Source organism: Haloimpatiens lingqiaonensis (assembly GCF_901447495.1).
GTDB lineage: Bacteria > Bacillota > Clostridia > Clostridiales > Clostridiaceae > Haloimpatiens > Haloimpatiens lingqiaonensis.
In genome coordinates this window covers 84544-103880 of sequence record NZ_CABDWS010000002.1, presented here as the reverse complement: position 1 = coordinate 103880, position 19337 = coordinate 84544, and the positions used below count along the sequence as shown (strand labels likewise).

Genomic DNA, 19337 nt, shown 5'->3' with positions numbered 1-19337 from the left:
AGGAGCCCTTCTTGCTAATATTTATATATATTTTCTGAGAAAGAACAAAAAGATTACTATAGTCGCTTAAAAAAGGAAATAAAGTTTCTAAGTAATCTTTTTATAAAGTTAATTTACGCACAATCTGCTGGGGTCATAGCCGTCACCTTAAGTAGTAATATATAATGAGTCCAACTTAATTCTTGACGCACTGCGTCAACATTATTAAATAGCACATAAAACTTTCTCATTCTTGATAAATTGCTTTTATCAAAGCCTTTTCCATACTCACCTGTAAGCTTTTTTGATAATTCATTTATTAATTCTTTTCCATATTCTGCTCGTTCACTCCCATCTTGTGTTTCATTAATTATTTTACCTATTGTCCAATAAGCCTGAACCATATAAAAATTCACAGAAGAATATGCCTTAGCACGAGCTTCATCCAATGTATTTTTTATATTTTCATAAATAATATCTGTTAGAAGTTTATTATTACTTAAATTCTTAACTCTCAATTCTTCATTCTCAATTTTCTTAGAACTCAAACCCAATCCCTCCTAGATTCTTTCTTATTTCCTCCTCTAGGTTTCTTGACTTATCAAACAATTCTCCTAGCTCACTTGTTAGTTTTTCCATTTTTTCTTCAAATGGAATTCCATCATCTTCTGCTTCTTCTATTCCCACATATCTACCTGGAGTTAAAACATATTCATTTTCTCTTACATCATCTAATGTTGCTGCTTTGCAGAATCCCTGAATATCTTTATACTCTTTTAATTCTCCATTCTCAATTTTCAATTCTCTATTATTGAAGTTTCTATAATTATGATAAGTTTCAGCTATCTTTTTAATATCCTCATCTTTTAATTCTCTATGTCTTCTATCAACCATTTCTCCTAAGTTTCTTGCATCAATAAATAGTATTTCATCTTCTCTACTTCTATATTTAGGATTGTCTTTTTTATTTCTATTTAATATCCATAAGGATACTGGAATACCTGTTGAGTAGAATAGTTTATCAGGTAATGCAACTATAGCATCTACTAATTTTCCTTCTATTAAATTCTTTCTAATTTTACCTTCATTTGAAGTATTTGAACTTAAAGCTCCATTTGCTAAAACTATACCTGCACATCCATTTGGTGCTAAGTGATATACCATATGTTGAAGCCATGCATAGTTTGCGTTTCCCTCTGGTGGTGTACCATATTTCCATCTAACATCTTCGGTTAATTTATTTCCACCCCAGTCACTTATATTAAATGGAGGATTAGCTAATATATAGTCTGCCTTTAATGTCTTATGAAGATCATCATGGAATGTATCAGCATGATGTGGTCCTATGTTTCCATCTAATCATCTTATTGCAAGGTTCATTCTACAAAGCTTCCAAGTTGTTGAATTTGCTTCTTTTGGCACCCAGAATATATTTTCAAAAGTATATTCATCTCTATCCTCTTCAAAGCCTTCTCCTTCTTCTAAAAGTTCATTATACTTTGTTTCAAATTTATCTGATATATACTTAACAAATATAAGTCCTAATACTACATGCTTATATTCACCTGAATCCATACTTCCTCTTAATTTATCTGCTGCTTTCCATAGGGTTTCTTCAAAACCGATATTTGCTGTTGCCATTTTGGTATTCCTCCTAAAAATTATTATCATCAAATACTTCAAATATTTCACTTTCAAACTCATCTTGTTCCGGGCCTGTAGATACCCAATCAGGCAATATTTCAAAGTAATGTCCTAATGCCTCTATTGTTTTATGAACAAGTGATTCATGTTGCACCTTTTCCATAAGTTCTACTATTAATTTATAGGTATCCATATAAGGATTATCATCTACAATATCCATAGCTTCCTTAAATCTAGATATAAGTTTGGCTTTTTCTATCGTTCTCTCCATGGTATTGATTTCTTCTTTATCATATATAGGAACTTCCACAAGATTATTTGCTTCACCAATAAGAAATTGCTGCTCATGCTTTTTTATAACAGGTTTTAAATCTTCCTTTAACTTTTCTTTCTGTATCTCAAGTTTCTCTATTTCATTTAATTCTTTCATAAAATATTCTTGTTTAATTCCAAAGAGCCCTTCTAATATGGGGAGATATTTTTTAGGTATGTTTTGCTTACCCTTAATCCACATATTAATGTTTTGCTTTTTTATTCCTAGTTTTTCTGCAAGTTCTATATGCTGCATATTATATAAACTAAGAATATATTCAAGACCAATCAAAAAATCACCCCCTAGGAATTTATTTTATATACCAAATTTTAGTATATAATCAATTGTCTTAGTCAATATACATATATTGTATCCCTTTTTATTGACTTGGTCAATATTTTTTGTTAAAAAATCAAGATTTTATTGCCTAACCTTGTATATAGAAACATATAAATTTTTGCATAGGAAAAGAACCTTGATTTCTCAAGGTTCTAACTGTGTTTCCTTTGTAGCTTAACTACCGTCTCCACGTGTAATAGTTAGTCTAAATAAATACGCAAATATATTCCTATACAATAGAAAAAAGCTCCTGAATTACTCTAGACAATATAATTAATCCTGTAATTTCAAGTTCCTCTTCTAGTCTCAACGCTTTAGTTTTCTTCATACTTTTCCAAAACTTCCTTAAACCATTTAGGGGTATTGAGCTCTTTCCATATAAGCTTCCCATCACTTAAAAAGGCTATTTCCTTAAATATTTCTGTATTATCGTAAATATTTACTTCGTTACATACCGCTATAATTTCTTTTAAATTTTTTATTGACTCATAGTATCTTCTATTAATTGTATCAGATGGTATACCATGCCCACCATTTTCAACTCTATGCATAACTCTAGCCTCAGCAATTTCAGGTGTTTCTACCCCTATATAATTCATTGTTATATAAAACCCTTGCTCTTTAGCCTTTATTATATTTCTACTAATACTTTTTCCACATAATGTTGTTTCCTGATTAAAAGATATTCCTTTTGATATATATTCTTTTATAAGCTTTACTGCCTCTTTGCCACATTGAATTTGAAGATTTTTATCTTCCCATGATCCAAGTCTAGCTACCATTTCATCAGTATTTATTCTCTTTTCATCCTTATTTTCATCATAGTATATAGACTTATATATAGAAGTTTTTCCAGCTCCATTAACGCCAGCAAATATTGTATAACTAGGCATACTAATTACCTATTATCCTTCTCTGTTCTCTTTGTAACACTACATTAGCTAAATTCATGTAAAAATCTTGTTCTTCTTTTGTCTTAGATTTTTTGAATAATTCCTTTAACTCCCTGTATGAGTAGGTTAGAAATATATCATATAAAGTTTCCTTTTCTGTATTCATTTCATACCTCCAAACAAAATTGTATATTACTATGATTATACTACTATAATATATATGTATCAATTATTTTTAATTCAAATTGGCTATAACTGTAAATATAACTAATCTTTACGTCCCTCTCTCTCCTTTGCACTGTAGTGTGTACTTTTCCTTTTATCTTTCCCACCTACTATTTCAATATTACTCCTACGTTTTATCTCTTCTTGCACCTTTTCAAATATCTCAACACTAATAATAGGCTCATGAGCATCTTGCATTATAAACTGCTCTTGCTCTCCCATATTTACTTTCTGCTTGTTATTTGGATATGCACCTGTATACGTCTTGCCTAGTATTACACTCCCTATGTATTTTTCATTTGTAATCATTCTCTGAATTGTACGTTTTGACCACTTATCCTTTCCTGTTGGAGACTTTATACTTTCAGTTACTAATTCTTTCATAATCATATCTACACTATATCCACTTAAGTACAAATGAAAAATTCTTCTTACCATGTTAGTGGTAAAATAAAATTACCCACTTAAGGGAAAGAAAATTCCCCACCTATATGGAAAAATATAAGTCCTTTGTAGTTTAATATAATTAAAATACTACAAAGGGGAAGATATATATGTTGGGGGTAGAAATGCATACAACAATAGAAACGCTTTTTAGCAACCAGAAAAAGGTTGTAGCGGAGCGAAAAACTTTTTCTGGTTGCTACCCACAACCAAATAAAAAGAATATTTTCTTAGTTTTATTACGCCTACATTTTTACCACTTTAGAAATATACTCTACTTCATCATTAATTACTGTATATGGGAAATACTCTTTAAAACTTTCTAAATCATTAAGTGTTACTATTTGTACGCCCTTTTCAAGTGTTGTTAATGTTAAATATTTTGATAATGATGCCAGTCTTTGCCCTTGCTCTACTTCTAATACCAAACTACCCTCTTTATCAAATTTCTTCGCTACTAGATAACACATTTTTCAATACCTCCTTAAAATCAAATTCATTTTTAATTTCTCCATTATCATATTTTCTTCTTAACAATTTACCTATATTACTGTTTTTTTCATACTTATATAAATGTACATGAAGCCAATCATTCATAATTCTATCATGCCTAGTATTTATTTGTATCTCTATAGGATAGTGTCTATTTGTCTTCTGATAATATAAATGAACTCCTCGATATCCATCATCATTAGCTTTTCCATTTATCATATCTGCAACTTTAAAAATATTTAAATCTTGTTCTAAAACTTCACTATAATTATTTATTATAATTCTAATCCCAAGTATATCATTGAAGCATTTATTAGCCTCTATAGAAGGATAATATTTATCATATTTTAGCAAACATGATTGTATGGATTTTACCCTGTAAGCAAAATTCACACCTTTTAGTAAATCAGTACTTTCATAAAATTCTTTTAAATCAATTATTTCATTAAATAAATCATCTTTTTCAAATTTTCTTAGAGTATTCTTTAAACTTTTGCCAAACTTACTTTCAAAACTTAATTTACCAAGTAATTCTTCACTTATACCATAAAGACTAAACTTCAAATTAACACCCTCTCTCTTTATGGTGATTACTATTATTATAATTCTATTTATTAGTATTATCAAAACTTTTTTAAATGTTGTTATCGCTAAATTGTGCACACCCCCAACCTAAAAATGCACACCCCTCACTTCAAAATTCATAGGGATGTGCATTTTTCCCATCATATTTCTATATTCTTAACTTCAAAACTACTTTTAACCAGCTGTAAATTCTCCAAAAAAACAACGAAAACCCCTGAATTCAAGGTTTTCCATTGTATCAAAATCATTGTTTATGTATGAGATAGCAAACATAAACTTCCAGTTTATGTAACGACCCCTGGAGTATTTCCACAAAAAGGTTGCAACGGAACGAAAAACTTTTTATGGTTGCTAACGTCTCAAACTTCCACAGCTGTGAGCCTTAGAAAGCTCGTTTCTTAGGCTCGCAGGTTGGCTGTAGCTTTCTTAGTTATACTAAATTTTGTTTACAAACCATATTTTAATACATAAATCTATAAAAATTGCACTACCTGCCACAGCAAATGGGAGTGTATTGTTAGACGATGCCCAAAGTTAGCTGATTCTCATATCTCCAACTATTCTTACATCTGCTGGTAAATTTGTTGGATGTGAGAAATGTATACTATGAAACTTCCAGCAATTATTACATCTCAATAAGACTGCAGTAAATCTAAACGGTCTTATTACTTCTTCACCTAGATTAAGATCAAACAAACTCATTGAAATATTTCTTAGTGTATCTAGCACTTTATCTTTTGATTTGATATCTGAATCTATACTTTGTTTTATTTTATCTAGGCATTTCTCATATGCTCTAGCTTCTTTAAGTGCACTATGTAAGAACCCCTCTGTAGTAACCCAAGCAACATCTCCTAGTGAAGAAACTGTAGCTCCATCAATATCAAGGACAACATTCGCCCAATACTTCCAGTCTGAACCAATTAAATTCTTAATTTCATCTTTTCCGTTACACCATTCAGAATCTGCTGTTCCAACTATTAGAGAATCAGCGTCATTTACAAAAAGCTCCTCAACAAATTCATCCAATGCATCCAAGTCTCTCTTTCCATATCCCTCTTGAAATCGTGTTAATGTTAACCTAACATTTTTTTGCACTTCTTCACAAGCGTTACCTTTAACTGCTACTCTGCTTTTATTATCATAAATCAACATAAAAAATCCCCCTAATATAAAATTCTACAAAACATAATTTCAACAGTGTCTTCTAAAACTTTACGACGTTACTTCGTGAATTTTTCTTTTATATTTAACGTAATATCTTATTATTACTTATTAATAGATTATATACCACATATTAACAAACATCAAATTATTAGTAATCTCATATTGTTAACAAACATAAACTTCCAGTTTATGTAACGACCCCTGGGGTACTGCCAGAAAAAGGTTGTAGCGGAGCGAAAAACTTTTTCTGGTTGCTATCAAATTTATCTTCTATATGTTCCATGTCCATATCATCATTTCTCACATCACCAATTTCCATACAATAAGCTCTGCAAATCTTTCTTTTTAATAATGGACAGTATTTCATACTATCTGCTGACGGCATGCTATTCTCCCTCCTCTAAATACTTATTATATTTATTTCTCCATTTTTGTGGCACGGCAGTAATAAGTTTATCATCAAAGTTTAGTACAGTATATCCATCTTGTGCCATAAATTTTATAGTTTCTCTCTTAGAATCAAATATAACCAATTTGGCATTAGCAAACATAAATTTCCAGTTTATGTAACGACCCCTGGGGTACTGCCAGAAAAAGGTTGTAGCGGAGCGAAAAACTTTTTCTGGTTTCTTTTCATCAACCCTTACTGGTATGAGCGATTTCTTTTGCCCCAATGGATCTTTGATGAACAATGCTGCCCACTCAGGAAGGCAATAATCAGAATTTAGATAGCTTTGCGATAAAACTACTATGCTTCTTTTACAGACTTTTAGTGCTTTTTGCATTTCTAAAACAAAATTATTTCCAGGGCTAAAATCCCATGCCTGAATACAAGTGGTATAGCCGTTTTCCTCTAGAGTTCCAGCAATCCATTTCGCCCAGCTCTTATCATCTTTATTATAACTGATAAAAAAATCTCTTTCTTCCCCCATATTTATTCACTCCTGTCGTAGAACTTGTATTCTTTCAAATTATAATCAAAATATATTGCGCATACTTCTTCCCATTTTAAACATAACTGAACAACTATCTAAAACTGATAATTTTACCCACTAACTTATTTCTTAAAAATAACAATTCATCGTAATATTTTACAAATTTCCAATCATACCTTTAAAATATCAGTAAATATCCATTTTATTTATATTTTATCACCAACATATAAAATAAATAATTATTTACCACTATACAATCTTATAATACACAAAAAGACCATGAAGTTTCAGCTATACTAGCTCTTCATAGTCTTTTTCTACTTTGTATAAATTTGTAATAACGTGTCCCCTTACACCATATCAAATTCCAACTCTTACTTTTACACCATTAATTTGCTCTTTATTCTTAAAATCATCACTTTGTGTAGTGAAGTTAAAAAAGCTCGTAAAGTGCATGAATTCAAGGATTATAAGGTATCTTTGCGACGTATTCCTACTACTGTTTCCACGTGGCTCGAGAGGACAGAATGAATGTCATTTGAGCGTATCCGTTCTCGGAAACATATCCACTACGTTTTTGGCACTATCGGTAGGCGGGAACATATCGACCTTCAACTATCACACCATTAAATGTGTTTAGTTAATAATATCGCCTTTGTTTTTAGCTAAATTTTCATGCCATTCTCGTCGCTTAGTAGCTGTCGGTTTCGTCCACTCTGTTTCTTCACCAATAATTTTTAAAGGTTCTTGTGAGCGATAAGAACGCGTTAAGTTACCAGGGAACTTTTTGTCAGTAACATTTGGGGCGTTTTCAAATTCACCTGTAGGTTCTACTATATAAACGCGTTCTCTTCCTTTTCCTTTTGCTAATGCTGCTGCAAGACCTGCCCCATTGACATTAGCAGTGAAATAAATATGGTTCATTTTAAGCCCAGGTTTGTAATTTGAATTTCCACCCGCTATCAGAAAATCACCAACTTTCAAATCTGCCTTTGTCCCATGGTAAAATGGGCCTTTATCTGTTAGTGCACCATTATATGATTTGGCCAATTCATAATTTCTAGTTGCCTGTTCAGAATCACCCAACTCCTCATAACAGTTGGCATTGTTTATATACAACGTGGAGTAAGCACTCTTAACGTTATCATCATCTATATTTTGTGCACACTTTAAGGATGTTTCCATCCATTTTAATTTATCTGTAATATTTTCTTGTATACGAGCTAAATGATAAGCTGCGATAAATCTTTCATAGTCATCCGTTGCTTCGTGCCATGCTTTATGAAACATCGCAATCGCACCCTCACTGTTTCCACAGTCCTCCAATCCCATCCCACTCATGCAGATTTTAATAATAACGTTATTTGGATCAAATTTTTTATTCATCTAATCTTACCTCCAAATTAATTGAATGTTATGATGAGTATATCCAGAACTTCAACTGCTCAAGATCTTCTCCATTGGCTTGCCTTTTGCCAATTCGTCGATTAATGAAGCAGACCAAAATAATCACTATCCCAAATCCCCCAACAAATCTCACTAATATACTATCGAAGTATAGCAGTTGAAATTCAGAACGAACAGTCTATATTTGCAATTTTGTATATGTTATAATTAAAGTGAGGAAGAGTATATTATCAGTGAAGTTAAGCTTTTATTGTTTCGGGGGTGCCTAGCACAACCCGAAATTAGCTACGCCAAACATTCACCAATCGTACCATTTACGAAAAGGGCACTCTTACTAGGAGCGCCCTCAATCATAAACATTGATGTCATTAATAGTCTTTTTTCTTTACTGGAATCCAGATTTCGCTTCGATACTTTGGATTTCCAGTGTCTGGACTCTCATTCCATAAAATTTCAGGACCTTCAACCGCCTCGTATCCTGAGGATGGAAACCACTCTGAGTATATCCTACCCCACACATTTTGAAGTGTTTCCGGAAATGGTCCAATCGATTCAAATATTGCCCAGGTACAAGCATCTATTTTCAATACATCAAATTCCGCTGTCTCATCACTTGATGTTGCCACCCCGATGTAATGATCCAGCTCACCCTTTTCTTCCATTCTTCCTTCCGAGAAATTAATAGATCCACTAATAATCCCTGTTGGTTCTACATTTGAAAGTGCTTTTAATTCTTTAATAACCTCAGGGGTTAAAAGTTCAGTCATTTTTGCAATATCTGGATTGACACCTTCAAACATAATTGGAACTCTCTTCTTAAATCCTACTAACTTAAAAGGTCCTTTCTCAACAATACGATAGTTCATTTCGCATCCCCCTTTAATTGATAATTGAAAGGTCATTCGAGGATAAGCTTTTAATTGTGTATTCTCACTCCTTGCCTCAGAAGGGAGAATGCCATGCAGGGAATGAAAAGCACGGGAAAATGAATCAGCCGAATTATAGCCATATTTGACGGCTACATCAATTATTCTCAAATCCCTATCTTTCAAATCAAGTGCAGCCAACGTCAGTCTTCTTCTCCGAATATATTCTGATAAACTTATGCCTGCTAAAAAAGAAAACATCCGCTTGAAATGATACTCTGAACAATAAGCGATTTTGGATACTTCAATATAATCAATTTCCTCTGTTAAGTGCTCTTCAATATATGCCAATGCATTATTCATACTTCTTAAAGAATCCATTGAACAACCTCCTTTCATCATCAATATTATCAAAGGGTGCGTTTACTCATCCGACATTCTGTGCACAGTTCAGTCGATTCTCTTTCATGTAATTAGTATCGTTAAACTGAATTTAACTTTGGGATGTTTACCACAGGAATCCTTTACTTTTCTTCAGTGTATCTTTCTTGCTGTAAAAATTCCTTTGCCTCTCTAAGGCGTAAATCCCAATATTTTTGCAAAAGGTAAATGATTTTCTCATCTTCAACTTTGGCTTCCTTCAGAGCCGCAGTTGCCTTTTCAATCCCAATGACTCTTTCTTCAAAGGCAGCTTCATCTAGCCATGCATTGCTATCTTCTCTTATTCGTTCCAACAGTTCACTTCCAAATCCCGAAAGGGAACCTCTAATTGAACGTGCCATATCTATTCCTCCTCTAAATTCTAATTTATTGCACTATTGATAGACAAATTGGAATTTGTCAGTTACTTGTATTCACTCGGAACAGGAATATTAAATCTCTCGCACAATAGTTTTACATCATGCATATCATTTTCATCATACTCATAGCCCAGATGAAATAATACTTGATTTTCAGCATCAATACATCTAACCATTTTATCGCCTATTTTCCCAATGCCACTAAACACTTTTGGTGGATATGCTTCTCCTTCAAAAACAATGTATCCTTTTTCGTTGAAATTAAATATATGAAGATCAATTACCCTACCTTTAGTATCCTTCCAAACCGTGTGAGATGTGGTGGTATATGCTTCTGTAACTTCCGCAAAGCCTTTTTCTTTTATTATTTCAATAAACTTTTTACTATTACTTTCTTCCACAAATAAATCAATATCATTGTGTGCTCTTGTTTCTTCTTCTAATAGTGCATCTACTCCCCAACCGCCATCAATCCATATGTTAATTCCATTTTCTTCAGCGTATGTTATTATCTCAATGGCATCAGTTTTACTTACCATGTAATCCCTCCGTTCAAATTAAATCTATAAGTGATAAATCTCAAAGCTATTTCTCCTAATAATATAATGTTTATTGTTCCAATCAAAGCTAAAGATGAAGCTTGCCTTCTTTAGCTCGCAATAATTAGAGCTAAATCGAGGTTCCAGCACCCCCTAGATTTAAGTTCCCTTTTGTGCCGTGGTAGAAAGGCCCCAAGTCTAGGAATTTTTCATGAATTGCTCTAACCCTGCTTCGGATGTTAGCATTTCAAGATTATCAAATATTTTCTCTTCGCTCCAGTTCCACCATTGAAGCTTTAGCAGGAATTCAATCTTTTCGTCACTAAAGCGTTTTTTGATAAACTTAGCTGGATTCCCACCATATATTGTATATGGCTCAACACTTTTCACTACTGTTGAATTAGCGGCAATAATCGCACCATCACCAATTATAATGCCTGGCATAATGGTTACATTTTGACCTATCCAAACATCGTTACCAATCACAGTATCCCCCTTAAAAGGAAGTTGTTCTATTGTAGGAGTAACCTTTTCCCATCCCCAGCCAAAGATATTAAAGGGATAGGTTGTAATTCCATCCATTCTATGATTCGCACCATTCATGATAAACTTAATACCCTCTGCAATTGCACAGAACTTTCCAATTATAAGTTTATCCCCTAGAAATTCGTAGTGGTGCTCAATATTATCATAAAATTTCTCAGGAGATTTTTTATTGTCGCTGTAATAAGTGTATTCACTAATCTCAACATTTGGTCTTTTAGGTAGATTGCTTATATAGCAAACCGTCTTTATATTTTCATTCGGATAAAGTTTTTTCTTATCTGGCCCCGTCATTGAATATGGGCTCCTTTCAGGTATTCAACCTCATTTACTAGTCTTTGAAGAATCTCTATTCCTTTTCTTGTACAATCTACATTAGTTGATATTAAGGAAATAACCTTATCGACCCTTTCCTTGTAATCGCTTGGCTTGATCTTAAAATCCTCGATCATCTTAACAGCCTTTTTTTCATTTATACAGTATTCTTTATTTACTGCAAATAAGACTTGATTAAGGGAAGATATGCTTCGAAAGCAATGCCCGCAAACATAGGATACATCGTCTTTATCTATATTGTTCTCAGCAAACATTAATGAGAAACCTGCCTCAAACATAAAAAATTCGGTTAATCCTTTCTGCAAAGCGGTTGGATAACGTTCTGCCTGATTTTTTAATTCGCATAAGCTTTCATTCTTAGCATATAGTATTTTGCTAATCGCTAATTCTCCTCGATACATAGCACTTATATATCCATGGGGATGCCCCGTCTGATAATTAGCAGTAACAATTCCTTGCTCCGTATCTTTGATTATTTGTTCCACCCGTTTTATATCACGTAAAATCAAGTCAACATGATACCCATTTATAACTAACCATCCGCCGCCATTAACCCAATCACCCCACGCTCCGGGAGGTACAACAAGGTTATTTCTATTCTCATCATCCAACTCTGTAGCAATTTGGTTAATCGCTGTCAGGTCAAATGATTCTGATTTGTAATAGATTCCGATATCTATATCAGAATCCTCTGTATGGGTGCCTCTTGCACGGGAACCCCCTAATACGATGCCTTCTATATAAGGCAAAGAGGATAATTTTTCTGTCACTGATTGAATAATATTATCTATCATACTGAATCACTCCTTTCAATATCAAAAGCTATATCCCATGCTGAGAAACGCCTTTTTTGCCATGTGTTCCTTATGCTTTACGTATATTTCTATGGAAAGGGGGCCTTCAAAATTCATCTTGAAGGCCTTATTTTCCCTGATTAGAGGTCTAACCTACTTAACGTTTAGATAAAATCAATAACCTCTTTCACTGGCCTACTTACGATCTGTCAAATACGAAAAGTAAAATAATTATCGGACTAAGTTTAATTTCTTATCTTTGATTTCATAAATCACATCAGCCACATTATCAAGCAGCCGTTTGTCATGGGTGATAAACACTATAGTTCCGGCATACTCCTTCATTAGTATTTCCAAAGCCTCTAAGCTTGGTATGTCAAGGAAATTGCTGGGTTCATCCATTAGTAAGATGTTATATCTACCCATAAGCATTTTAGCTAGCAATAATTTCATAATTTCGCCGCCACTTAAAACAGATAAACTTTTTCCAATATCGTTTTGTTTAAACCCCATTGATGCTAGCACGGAACGAATTTCTGAAACATTGTAATCACAATCCTCCTGCATAAACTCCAGGACTTTCTGATTACTGTTGTACTTGTAACCATTTTGTGCAAAGTAACCTATTTTTGCCTTAGGTGAAATAGAAATTCCATCTTCATGGTTTAAGATCATTTGGATTAACGTTGTTTTACCTGTTCCATTACCACCAGTTAGAGCCACTTTTGCTCCAAGCGGAATTTGAAAAGATGCATTTTCAAACAATACCTTATCTCCAAATGTTTTATTAATTTCCGTACCGACAATAGGGTATGGATTGTGGAGCTCCAATGCTTTACTTTGCCTGAAACGAATCCTGCGAATATCTTCCGGAGCTTCTACATCTCCTAAGGCCGCAATCCTATGTTCTAGGGACTTAGCGGCATTATGCATCTTTTTTTCCTTACTTCCCATTGATTTTTGATGAGCTAAACGCCCTCCGCCTTTAGTACTTTTTTTCTTTGAAGCACCTTTTGCCTTCTGTCCTATTTTACGAGCCTGTTTTCGCTTTTCCTCCGCAGCCCTTTCCAATCGGGCACGTTCCGCAACAAATTGTTCGTATTCTGCAGCTTGGCTCTTGCGTTCTTCCTCTTTCTGACGAAGATAATCAGAATAGTTTCCCCAATACTCAGTGATTTTGCCATCTTTCAGTTCCCATATTTTATCTACTACCTCATCAAGAAAATAGCGGTCATGGCTAATAACTAACAGTGCACCTGTAAAATATTTTAGCTGTCCAATTAGAAAATCAATTCCTTCACGGTCTAAATGGCTCGTAGGTTCATCCGCTAAAATACCATGAACCTGTGCCGATAAGGCCTGTGCTATTTTAAGTCTTGTTTCTTCACCACCGCTCATGGTCTGTATATCTAATTGCTCAACACCGAGCTTACCCACAAGTGCAAAATCTTTCTCCTCCTGCAAAGTTACTTCGTCCAACTGAGGGATATAGGCAAGTTCACCCAGACGATTCATTTTACATCCTGGGGGAGTTAATTCTCCTAAAAGTACCTTGAGTAACGTGCTTTTTCCTGCACCATTTGCTCCTACTAAACCAATACGGTCATAATCATACACTTCTAATTCATCTATATCTAAACAAGTGCATCCTTTAAATTCCACACGAATGTCTTTTGCTTTTAATATCAATTCCATAACATTTTCCTCCTGTCTATAATCGCATGTTTTCATTTGCTTGTACGCAGGGAAAACCCTGCGATTTTAGCAGGAAAAATTACATGAAAATTAAATACATAAAAATGGCCCTCCTATGAATTTTGTTTTAAATCTAATTTTCTAATCTCAGTTATCATTGGGCAAACTATTGCAATGCAAATAATTAAAATACCTGATAGTAAAAACCAATGATTTACACCGATTCTATCAGCAAAGAATCCAGAAAGAATTAACCCAATTGGCATAGCAAGAGACATGATACTTCCAGTTAAAGAAAATACACGTCCTAAATATTCAGGCTTAATTTTCTCCTGAAAAAGAGCTGTTTGCACACCGCTATAGAATGGCACCGAAAGCCCCATTATTGCACAGCAGACTACAAATATGAAAAATCCACCACTTTGAGGAAGTAATCCTGAAATGGTTAAGCTTATCCCCATCATAAAAATGGATGCCGTTATTAATAAGATTCGCTTTTGGTAATTCCCAAATAACCCTAATAATAGACCCCCTATCAACATACCAGAGGCATAAGCAATCTCCGTAATAGAAATATGCATCGGTGTACCATTAAAATATTCCATAGTGATTAAAGGATATAATGCATTTATGGGCATATAAACAAACATATATAATGTTCCAACGAGTAATAAAGCAAATAATCCTTTATTTTGCCGTAGTACAGCCATTCCTTCTTTCATTTCTCTTATGAAATTTGGTTTCAAGCTTTGCACTTGATCGCCTAGCTTAGGAATACGTACAATTGCTACCGTAATAGATGCAATCACAGCACCCAATACATCGATGGCAATAATAGCATTTAGTTCCCAAACGGAGTATAAGAGTGCTGCAACCGCCGGACTAACAATATAGCTTATAGACTGCAAAGACTGACTATAGCCTGCACATTTCGTAAGCTGTTCTTCTGGTACTAAAAGTGGCGTAACCGCATTGAGAGCCGGGGTGTGAAAAGCCGTTCCAATGCTACGGATAAACAATACTACCATAACCATCCAGATAGGTAGCTCCATATACAATGCAACAATAGCAAGCACTGCCCCAGCTGCTGCGATAATTAAATCAGCACCAATCATTATCTTCTTCCTATCATGACGATCCACTAATACACCAATGGCTGGTCCAAAGACCGCATAGGGTAAAAAACCTACAAGTGAAGCCATAGACAAGACCATCGCAGATCCTGTTTTCTCTGTAAGGTAAAAAATGATCGCCATTTGCAGGATGGCACTAGTGATTAATGATACTGCCTGCCCTGCCCATATTGTATAAAACTTAAGTTTCCAATTGTTGTATTTTTCCATTTATATTATCTCCTGCATATTATTTTGCTTGAATTTCTATTTTGAATAGCATTCTAGGCAATAAAAAATGCAGGCCTAAATCCACAATGTGGCTTTTGGTCTGCATACATACAATTTGGAAACATTCATATTTAAGACATAGTTAAATAAAGTTATAGTTAAATAACTTATATCTCACCGTAACTAATGAATGCTCAATATCGTATAAATAAGCACAACAAAAAAGCCTATCATCGGGGATAGATTCTGCTTTTTTTATTGCCAGCTTATCTTAAACGCATTGAGGCTGTCATAGTTTCGGTTCCTCCTAAATTCTTATTTGTATCAGCGTATATTTTAACACAACAAGTCGTTTTAAGCAACTTTAAAATTAAAAAAATCCAATATTAACCGCCAAAGGGTGCTAGCCCCTAATTGGCGGTTAATATTCTATATCTCTTCGTCAATCTCAATCCCAGACTTGAATTCAACGGTGAGCTTATCTTCATATATCGTTACTTTCTCAATAAGTCGCCTTACTAACTGTTCATCATATTCCTCCAACTCACAGGATTGTTCATTCAAGAAATCAGTCATTTCAGCGATTCGTTGCCTTTTTCCTTCTCGCTCTGCATTTTCAACTAGTGCATTTTGCTTCAATTCACGAAGCCGATAAATTTCATCAGCCACATCTTCATAGTCATTCTTGGACTTTGCTTGGATTAGAAGCTGTTGTTGCAATTCTTCCAATTTGCCATCAATATCAACGGTGGCATTATCATTTTCTTCATTAAGTACGGTGGCTATATTTTTCTGTAACGTTGAGAGGAAGGGTTCTTTGTTAGCCAAAAGTTCGTTAATAGCCTTGACCACTGCTGTCTGTAATATTTCCTCGTTTATGGTAGAGGCCGTACATTCAGACCCTTTTTCTTCCAAACGGCTGACGCATCTCCAAACAATAGACTTGTAACCTCGGTTATTCCAGTGTACTCGTCGGTAAATATCGCCGCAATGACCGCAGTAAACAATACTCGATAAAGCATACTTGCTGCTATAGACTCGCTTTTTACCGCCTTTGCGGCCACGAAGATTTGCTCTTCGAACCATCTCTTCTTGAACTTGCATAAAAAGCTCCCTTGGAATAATCGGCTCATGGCTGTTTTCTACATAATACTGGGGAACGATGCCGTTATTCTTGACCCGCTTTTTAGAAAGGAAATCAACCGTATATGTCTTTTGTAGAAGGGCATCACCGATGTACTTTTCATTCTGCAATATCTTTTTTAGTGTTTCTGGTCTCCATTTGGCTTTGCCTGCCGCTGTAAGAATACCGTCTGCTTCTAGTCCTCTTGATATTTGTAAAAGACTAGCTCCTTCAAGGTACTCTCTATAAATCCGTTTAACAACCTCTGCACCCTCGGGGTCGATGACTAGTTGCTTGTTTTCATCCTTGGTGTATCCAAGGAAACGCTTATGGTTGACCTGGACTTCACCTTGTTGATATCGATACTGAATGCCCAGCTTAACGTTCTGACTTAAGGATTGGCTTTCCTGTTGGGCAAGGGAAGCCATAATAGTCAGCATAATTTCACCCTTGGAATCCATGGTGTTGATATTTTCTTTTTCAAAGAATACAGCGATGTTTTTATCTTTTAACTGACGGATGTATTTAAGGCAGTCTAACGTGTTTCTGGCAAATCGGCTGATGGATTTTGTAATGATCATGTCTATTTTTCCTGCCATACATTCCTCAATCATGCGGTTGAACTCTTCACGCTTTTTGGTATTTGTACCTGTGATACCATCATCCGCAAAAATCCCTGCCAATTCCCATTCCTTGTTTTTCTTAATATAGTTTGTATAATGTTCAATCTGAATTTCATAACTTGAAGCCTGCTCCTCACTATCCGTTGAAACACGACAGTAAGCAGCCACTCGTATTTTGGGTTTGCTCTCACTAGTTTTATTATTTCCGACTCGTTTAATTGCCGGAATCACTGTGACATTTCTACTCACTGCCACTTGTTACACCTCACTTTCTATCAAACTGTAGGCATATTCCGCCTGCTTGTATGGGTCTTCATATTTTTGCACCAGAGGTTTTGCTTTGAACTTTACAGGGTAATCCGTTTTCGGTTCATCTTTAGGTTCCCTTATCCTCCCGAGCTTTTCTGCTCGTTTTCGTTTTTCTTCTCTGGCTTTTTCAAATGTCTCCTCATCAATAATGGGAGGGTAAAACTCATCGCCTAGGTAGTGCTTGTTCTGCAACATCTTACCTGCTGTGGCATGATAACAATCTATCCCAGCTTTTTTAGCAGCTTCCTTCAAAGAAAGGCCTGCCAAGTATCCGGAAAATAATTCTTTTACCTGCTCAGAAGTCTTTTCATCCACAACAGCTTTTCCATCTTCAATTCTATATCCATAGGGTGTGTGACCCATCTAATTCACCAACCTTTCCTTCAATGTGATTCCACATTTTAATTCAAAACCTACTTCCTCCCGTGAAAAGACAATAATCCTCTCTACGTAATCTTCAAACAACTCATCCTCATAAGCTGTGAGCATTTTGGACTTAGTGGCAAACTTAAGCAGACGGTCAACTTCATCTACTTTAGCAAAATTGCCATTGACGGAACGAGTAAGTTGATCCTTTTCGGCAAGAAGCCTTTCTCTTTCTGCCTCCAGTGCATTCTTTTCTTTATTAAACAGAGCAGGTTCCAGATACCCTTTGGCCATTAAACCTGTCAGTACTTGGCTCTGCTCCATGTTGTTTTCAATTTTAGTTTCCAACTCTTCAATTCTACGAAAACTCGCTGCATTGTTTTGGTTACGTAACCCATGAAAAAGTGGTCTTAATATAAACTTCTGACCGAATATGAGTTTATTCATCATCGTAACAAATGCAGTCTTTATATCTTCATCTCGAATGAACTGCATGGAACATTCCGTTATATTGCTGATATGCTTACTGCAGCACCAAGCAATGTATTTTCTTGTACCAGATGAATGAATCCGTCTTTTAAAGGTACTGCCACATTCCGAGCAGATAATTTTGCTAGAAAAGGAATATCGGTTTAGATATTTACTGTTGCGTTTTTCGATTCCTTTTTCCTTGGCTCTCTGATTGAGAATGGCATCTACAGCTTCAAAATCTTCATGGCTGATAATTGCCTCATGGTGGTTTTCTACTAGATACATATTTTTTTCACCATAATTGGTGTGCCTGTTAAAATGGCTATCAGTATAAGTCTTTTGCAAAATAACATCGCCAGTATATTTTTCATTGGTCAGAATCCCTCTAATCGTAGTAGCTGTCCAACGACCACCTCTTTTTGAAGGGATACCCTTTTGATTAAGATCATTTGCAACTTTCTGTGTGCCTTTGCCCGATAATACCTCTGCAAAAATATACTTCACAATTTCAGCTTGCTTGGGGTTTATTATCATCTGACCGTCAATGTTGTCATAACCATATGGTGGGTATGAAATCTTAAAAGTTCCGTTCTGAAATCTCTTTTGAATTGCCCACTTGTTATTTTCTGAAATGGAGATTGACTCACTTTCTGCAAGCCCGCTTAATATAGAAAGCATCAACTCACTTTCCATTGATTGGGTATTGATATTTTCTTTTTCGAAATAGATATAAATCCCTAGGTCCAACAGTTTACGAACCATCTCCAAACAATCCGTAGTGTTTCTCGCAAACCTACTAATGGACTTTGTAATAATTAAGTCAATCTTCTTATTTTCACAATCTGACAGCATTCTGAGAAGTTCCGTTCGGTTTTCTTTTTTGGTGCCACTAATTCCCTCATCATAATACAAGCCAACATACTCCCATTCTGGGTTTGCCTTTATGTAAGTCTCATAATGGGATTTTTGTGCTTGTAGACTTACTAACTGTTCATCACTACCCGTAGAAACACGACAGTATGCGGCCACTCGTAGTTTAGGTTTGATAATCGATGCAACCTTATTTCCTTCTATTTTCGTTATCTTTTTCATCGCCTCACCTCCTT

The 19337-nt window shown here is 34.8% G+C and carries 21 protein-coding genes and 1 pseudogene; all 22 read right to left on the bottom strand.

All coding sequences use genetic code 11. The features are described 5' to 3' along the window. Window positions 1-113: 113 nt before the first annotated feature. The 22 genes and pseudogenes from FGK85_RS01035 to FGK85_RS00935 all read right to left on the bottom strand — a co-directional run bounded on the left by FGK85_RS01035 (window position 114) and on the right by FGK85_RS00935 (window position 19323). Complete coding sequence (locus FGK85_RS01035; RefSeq protein ID WP_171011290.1) at window positions 114-527, bottom strand: DUF1016 N-terminal domain-containing protein; 414 nt, start codon at window positions 525-527, stop codon at window positions 114-116. Then, a pseudogene (locus tag FGK85_RS01030) lies at window positions 517-1620 on the bottom strand (N-6 DNA methylase). Before FGK85_RS01030 ends, FGK85_RS01035 begins: the two are co-directional and overlap by 11 nt. A 13-nt stretch (window positions 1621-1633) precedes the next feature. Beyond that, a complete protein-coding gene (locus FGK85_RS01025) occupies window positions 1634-2227 on the bottom strand; it encodes a helix-turn-helix domain-containing protein (RefSeq protein ID WP_138202902.1) in 594 nt (197 codons plus the stop codon). Between the two features lie 362 nt (window positions 2228-2589). Then, window positions 2590-3168, bottom strand: a complete 579-nt coding sequence (locus tag FGK85_RS01020) for an ATPase (protein WP_138202900.1) — start codon at window positions 3166-3168, stop codon at window positions 2590-2592. A gap of 1 nt (window position 3169) precedes the next feature. Then, the gene (locus FGK85_RS15225) at window positions 3170-3334 is read right to left on the bottom strand and encodes a hypothetical protein (RefSeq protein WP_171011289.1); all 165 of its coding nucleotides are present in this window, start codon (window positions 3332-3334) and stop codon (window positions 3170-3172) included. 101 nt (window positions 3335-3435) lie between these two features. After that, complete coding sequence (locus FGK85_RS01015; protein ID WP_138202898.1) at window positions 3436-3831, bottom strand: recombinase family protein; 396 nt, start codon at window positions 3829-3831, stop codon at window positions 3436-3438. A gap of 251 nt (window positions 3832-4082) precedes the next feature. Then, a complete protein-coding gene (locus tag FGK85_RS01010) occupies window positions 4083-4307 on the bottom strand; it encodes a DUF6718 family protein (protein WP_138202897.1) in 225 nt (74 codons plus the stop codon). After that, on the bottom strand, window positions 4279-4893 hold the full coding sequence (locus FGK85_RS01005) for a nucleotidyltransferase family protein (protein ID WP_207670507.1): 615 nt from the start codon (window positions 4891-4893) through the stop codon (window positions 4279-4281). Before FGK85_RS01005 ends, FGK85_RS01010 begins: the two co-directional genes overlap by 29 nt. Window positions 4894-5448: 555 nt before the next feature. Next, entirely contained in the window at window positions 5449-6069 is a 621-nt protein-coding gene (locus FGK85_RS01000; protein ID WP_138202895.1) for a nuclear transport factor 2 family protein, read from the bottom strand. A 199-nt stretch (window positions 6070-6268) separates the two neighbouring features. Beyond that, window positions 6269-6466, bottom strand: a complete 198-nt coding sequence (locus tag FGK85_RS00995; RefSeq protein ID WP_138202893.1) for a hypothetical protein — start codon at window positions 6464-6466, stop codon at window positions 6269-6271. A gap of 1 nt (window position 6467) precedes the next feature. Beyond that, window positions 6468-7013: a toll/interleukin-1 receptor domain-containing protein gene (locus FGK85_RS00990; RefSeq protein WP_138202891.1), complete on the bottom strand. Its 546-nt coding sequence runs from the start codon at window positions 7011-7013 to the stop codon at window positions 6468-6470. 639 nt (window positions 7014-7652) lie between these two features. Next, on the bottom strand, window positions 7653-8066 hold the full coding sequence (gene arr / locus FGK85_RS15795; RefSeq protein ID WP_341472458.1) for an NAD(+)--rifampin ADP-ribosyltransferase: 414 nt from the start codon (window positions 8064-8066) through the stop codon (window positions 7653-7655). A 725-nt stretch (window positions 8067-8791) separates the two neighbouring features. Further along, window positions 8792-9670 (bottom strand): AraC family transcriptional regulator, encoded by an 879-nt coding sequence (locus FGK85_RS00980; protein WP_138202887.1) that lies wholly within the window; start codon window positions 9668-9670, stop codon window positions 8792-8794. Between the two features lie 143 nt (window positions 9671-9813). After that, entirely contained in the window at window positions 9814-10071 is a 258-nt protein-coding gene (locus tag FGK85_RS00975) for a cell division protein MraZ (protein ID WP_138202885.1), read from the bottom strand. A 62-nt stretch (window positions 10072-10133) separates the two neighbouring features. After that, window positions 10134-10628 (bottom strand): nucleotidyltransferase domain-containing protein, encoded by a 495-nt coding sequence (locus FGK85_RS00970; protein ID WP_123779059.1) that lies wholly within the window; start codon window positions 10626-10628, stop codon window positions 10134-10136. 198 nt (window positions 10629-10826) lie between these two features. Further along, entirely contained in the window at window positions 10827-11465 is a 639-nt protein-coding gene (locus tag FGK85_RS00965; RefSeq protein ID WP_138202883.1) for a Vat family streptogramin A O-acetyltransferase, read from the bottom strand. Continuing rightward, on the bottom strand, window positions 11462-12301 hold the full coding sequence (locus FGK85_RS00960; RefSeq protein ID WP_138202881.1) for a nucleotidyltransferase domain-containing protein: 840 nt from the start codon (window positions 12299-12301) through the stop codon (window positions 11462-11464). The genes FGK85_RS00965 and FGK85_RS00960 overlap by 4 nt, the downstream gene beginning before the upstream one ends. 231 nt (window positions 12302-12532) lie before the next feature. Further along, window positions 12533-13996, bottom strand: coding sequence for an ABC-F type ribosomal protection protein Msr(D) (msr(D), locus tag FGK85_RS00955; protein ID WP_138202879.1), 1464 nt, complete (start codon window positions 13994-13996; stop codon window positions 12533-12535). Between the two features lie 113 nt (window positions 13997-14109). Beyond that, window positions 14110-15339 carry a macrolide efflux MFS transporter Mef(A) gene (gene mef(A) / locus FGK85_RS00950; RefSeq protein ID WP_138202877.1) on the bottom strand — a complete coding sequence of 410 codons (1230 nt, stop codon included), beginning with the start codon at window positions 15337-15339 and terminating at the stop codon, window positions 14110-14112. Window positions 15340-15768: 429 nt separating this feature from the next. Beyond that, window positions 15769-17340, bottom strand: coding sequence for a recombinase family protein (locus FGK85_RS00945; protein ID WP_138202875.1), 1572 nt, complete (start codon window positions 17338-17340; stop codon window positions 15769-15771). 3 nt (window positions 17341-17343) lie between these two features. Beyond that, on the bottom strand, window positions 17344-17757 hold the full coding sequence (locus tag FGK85_RS00940; RefSeq protein WP_000510187.1) for a recombinase family protein: 414 nt from the start codon (window positions 17755-17757) through the stop codon (window positions 17344-17346). Further along, a complete protein-coding gene (locus tag FGK85_RS00935; protein WP_138202873.1) occupies window positions 17758-19323 on the bottom strand; it encodes a recombinase family protein in 1566 nt (521 codons plus the stop codon). Window positions 19324-19337: the final 14 nt, after the last annotated feature.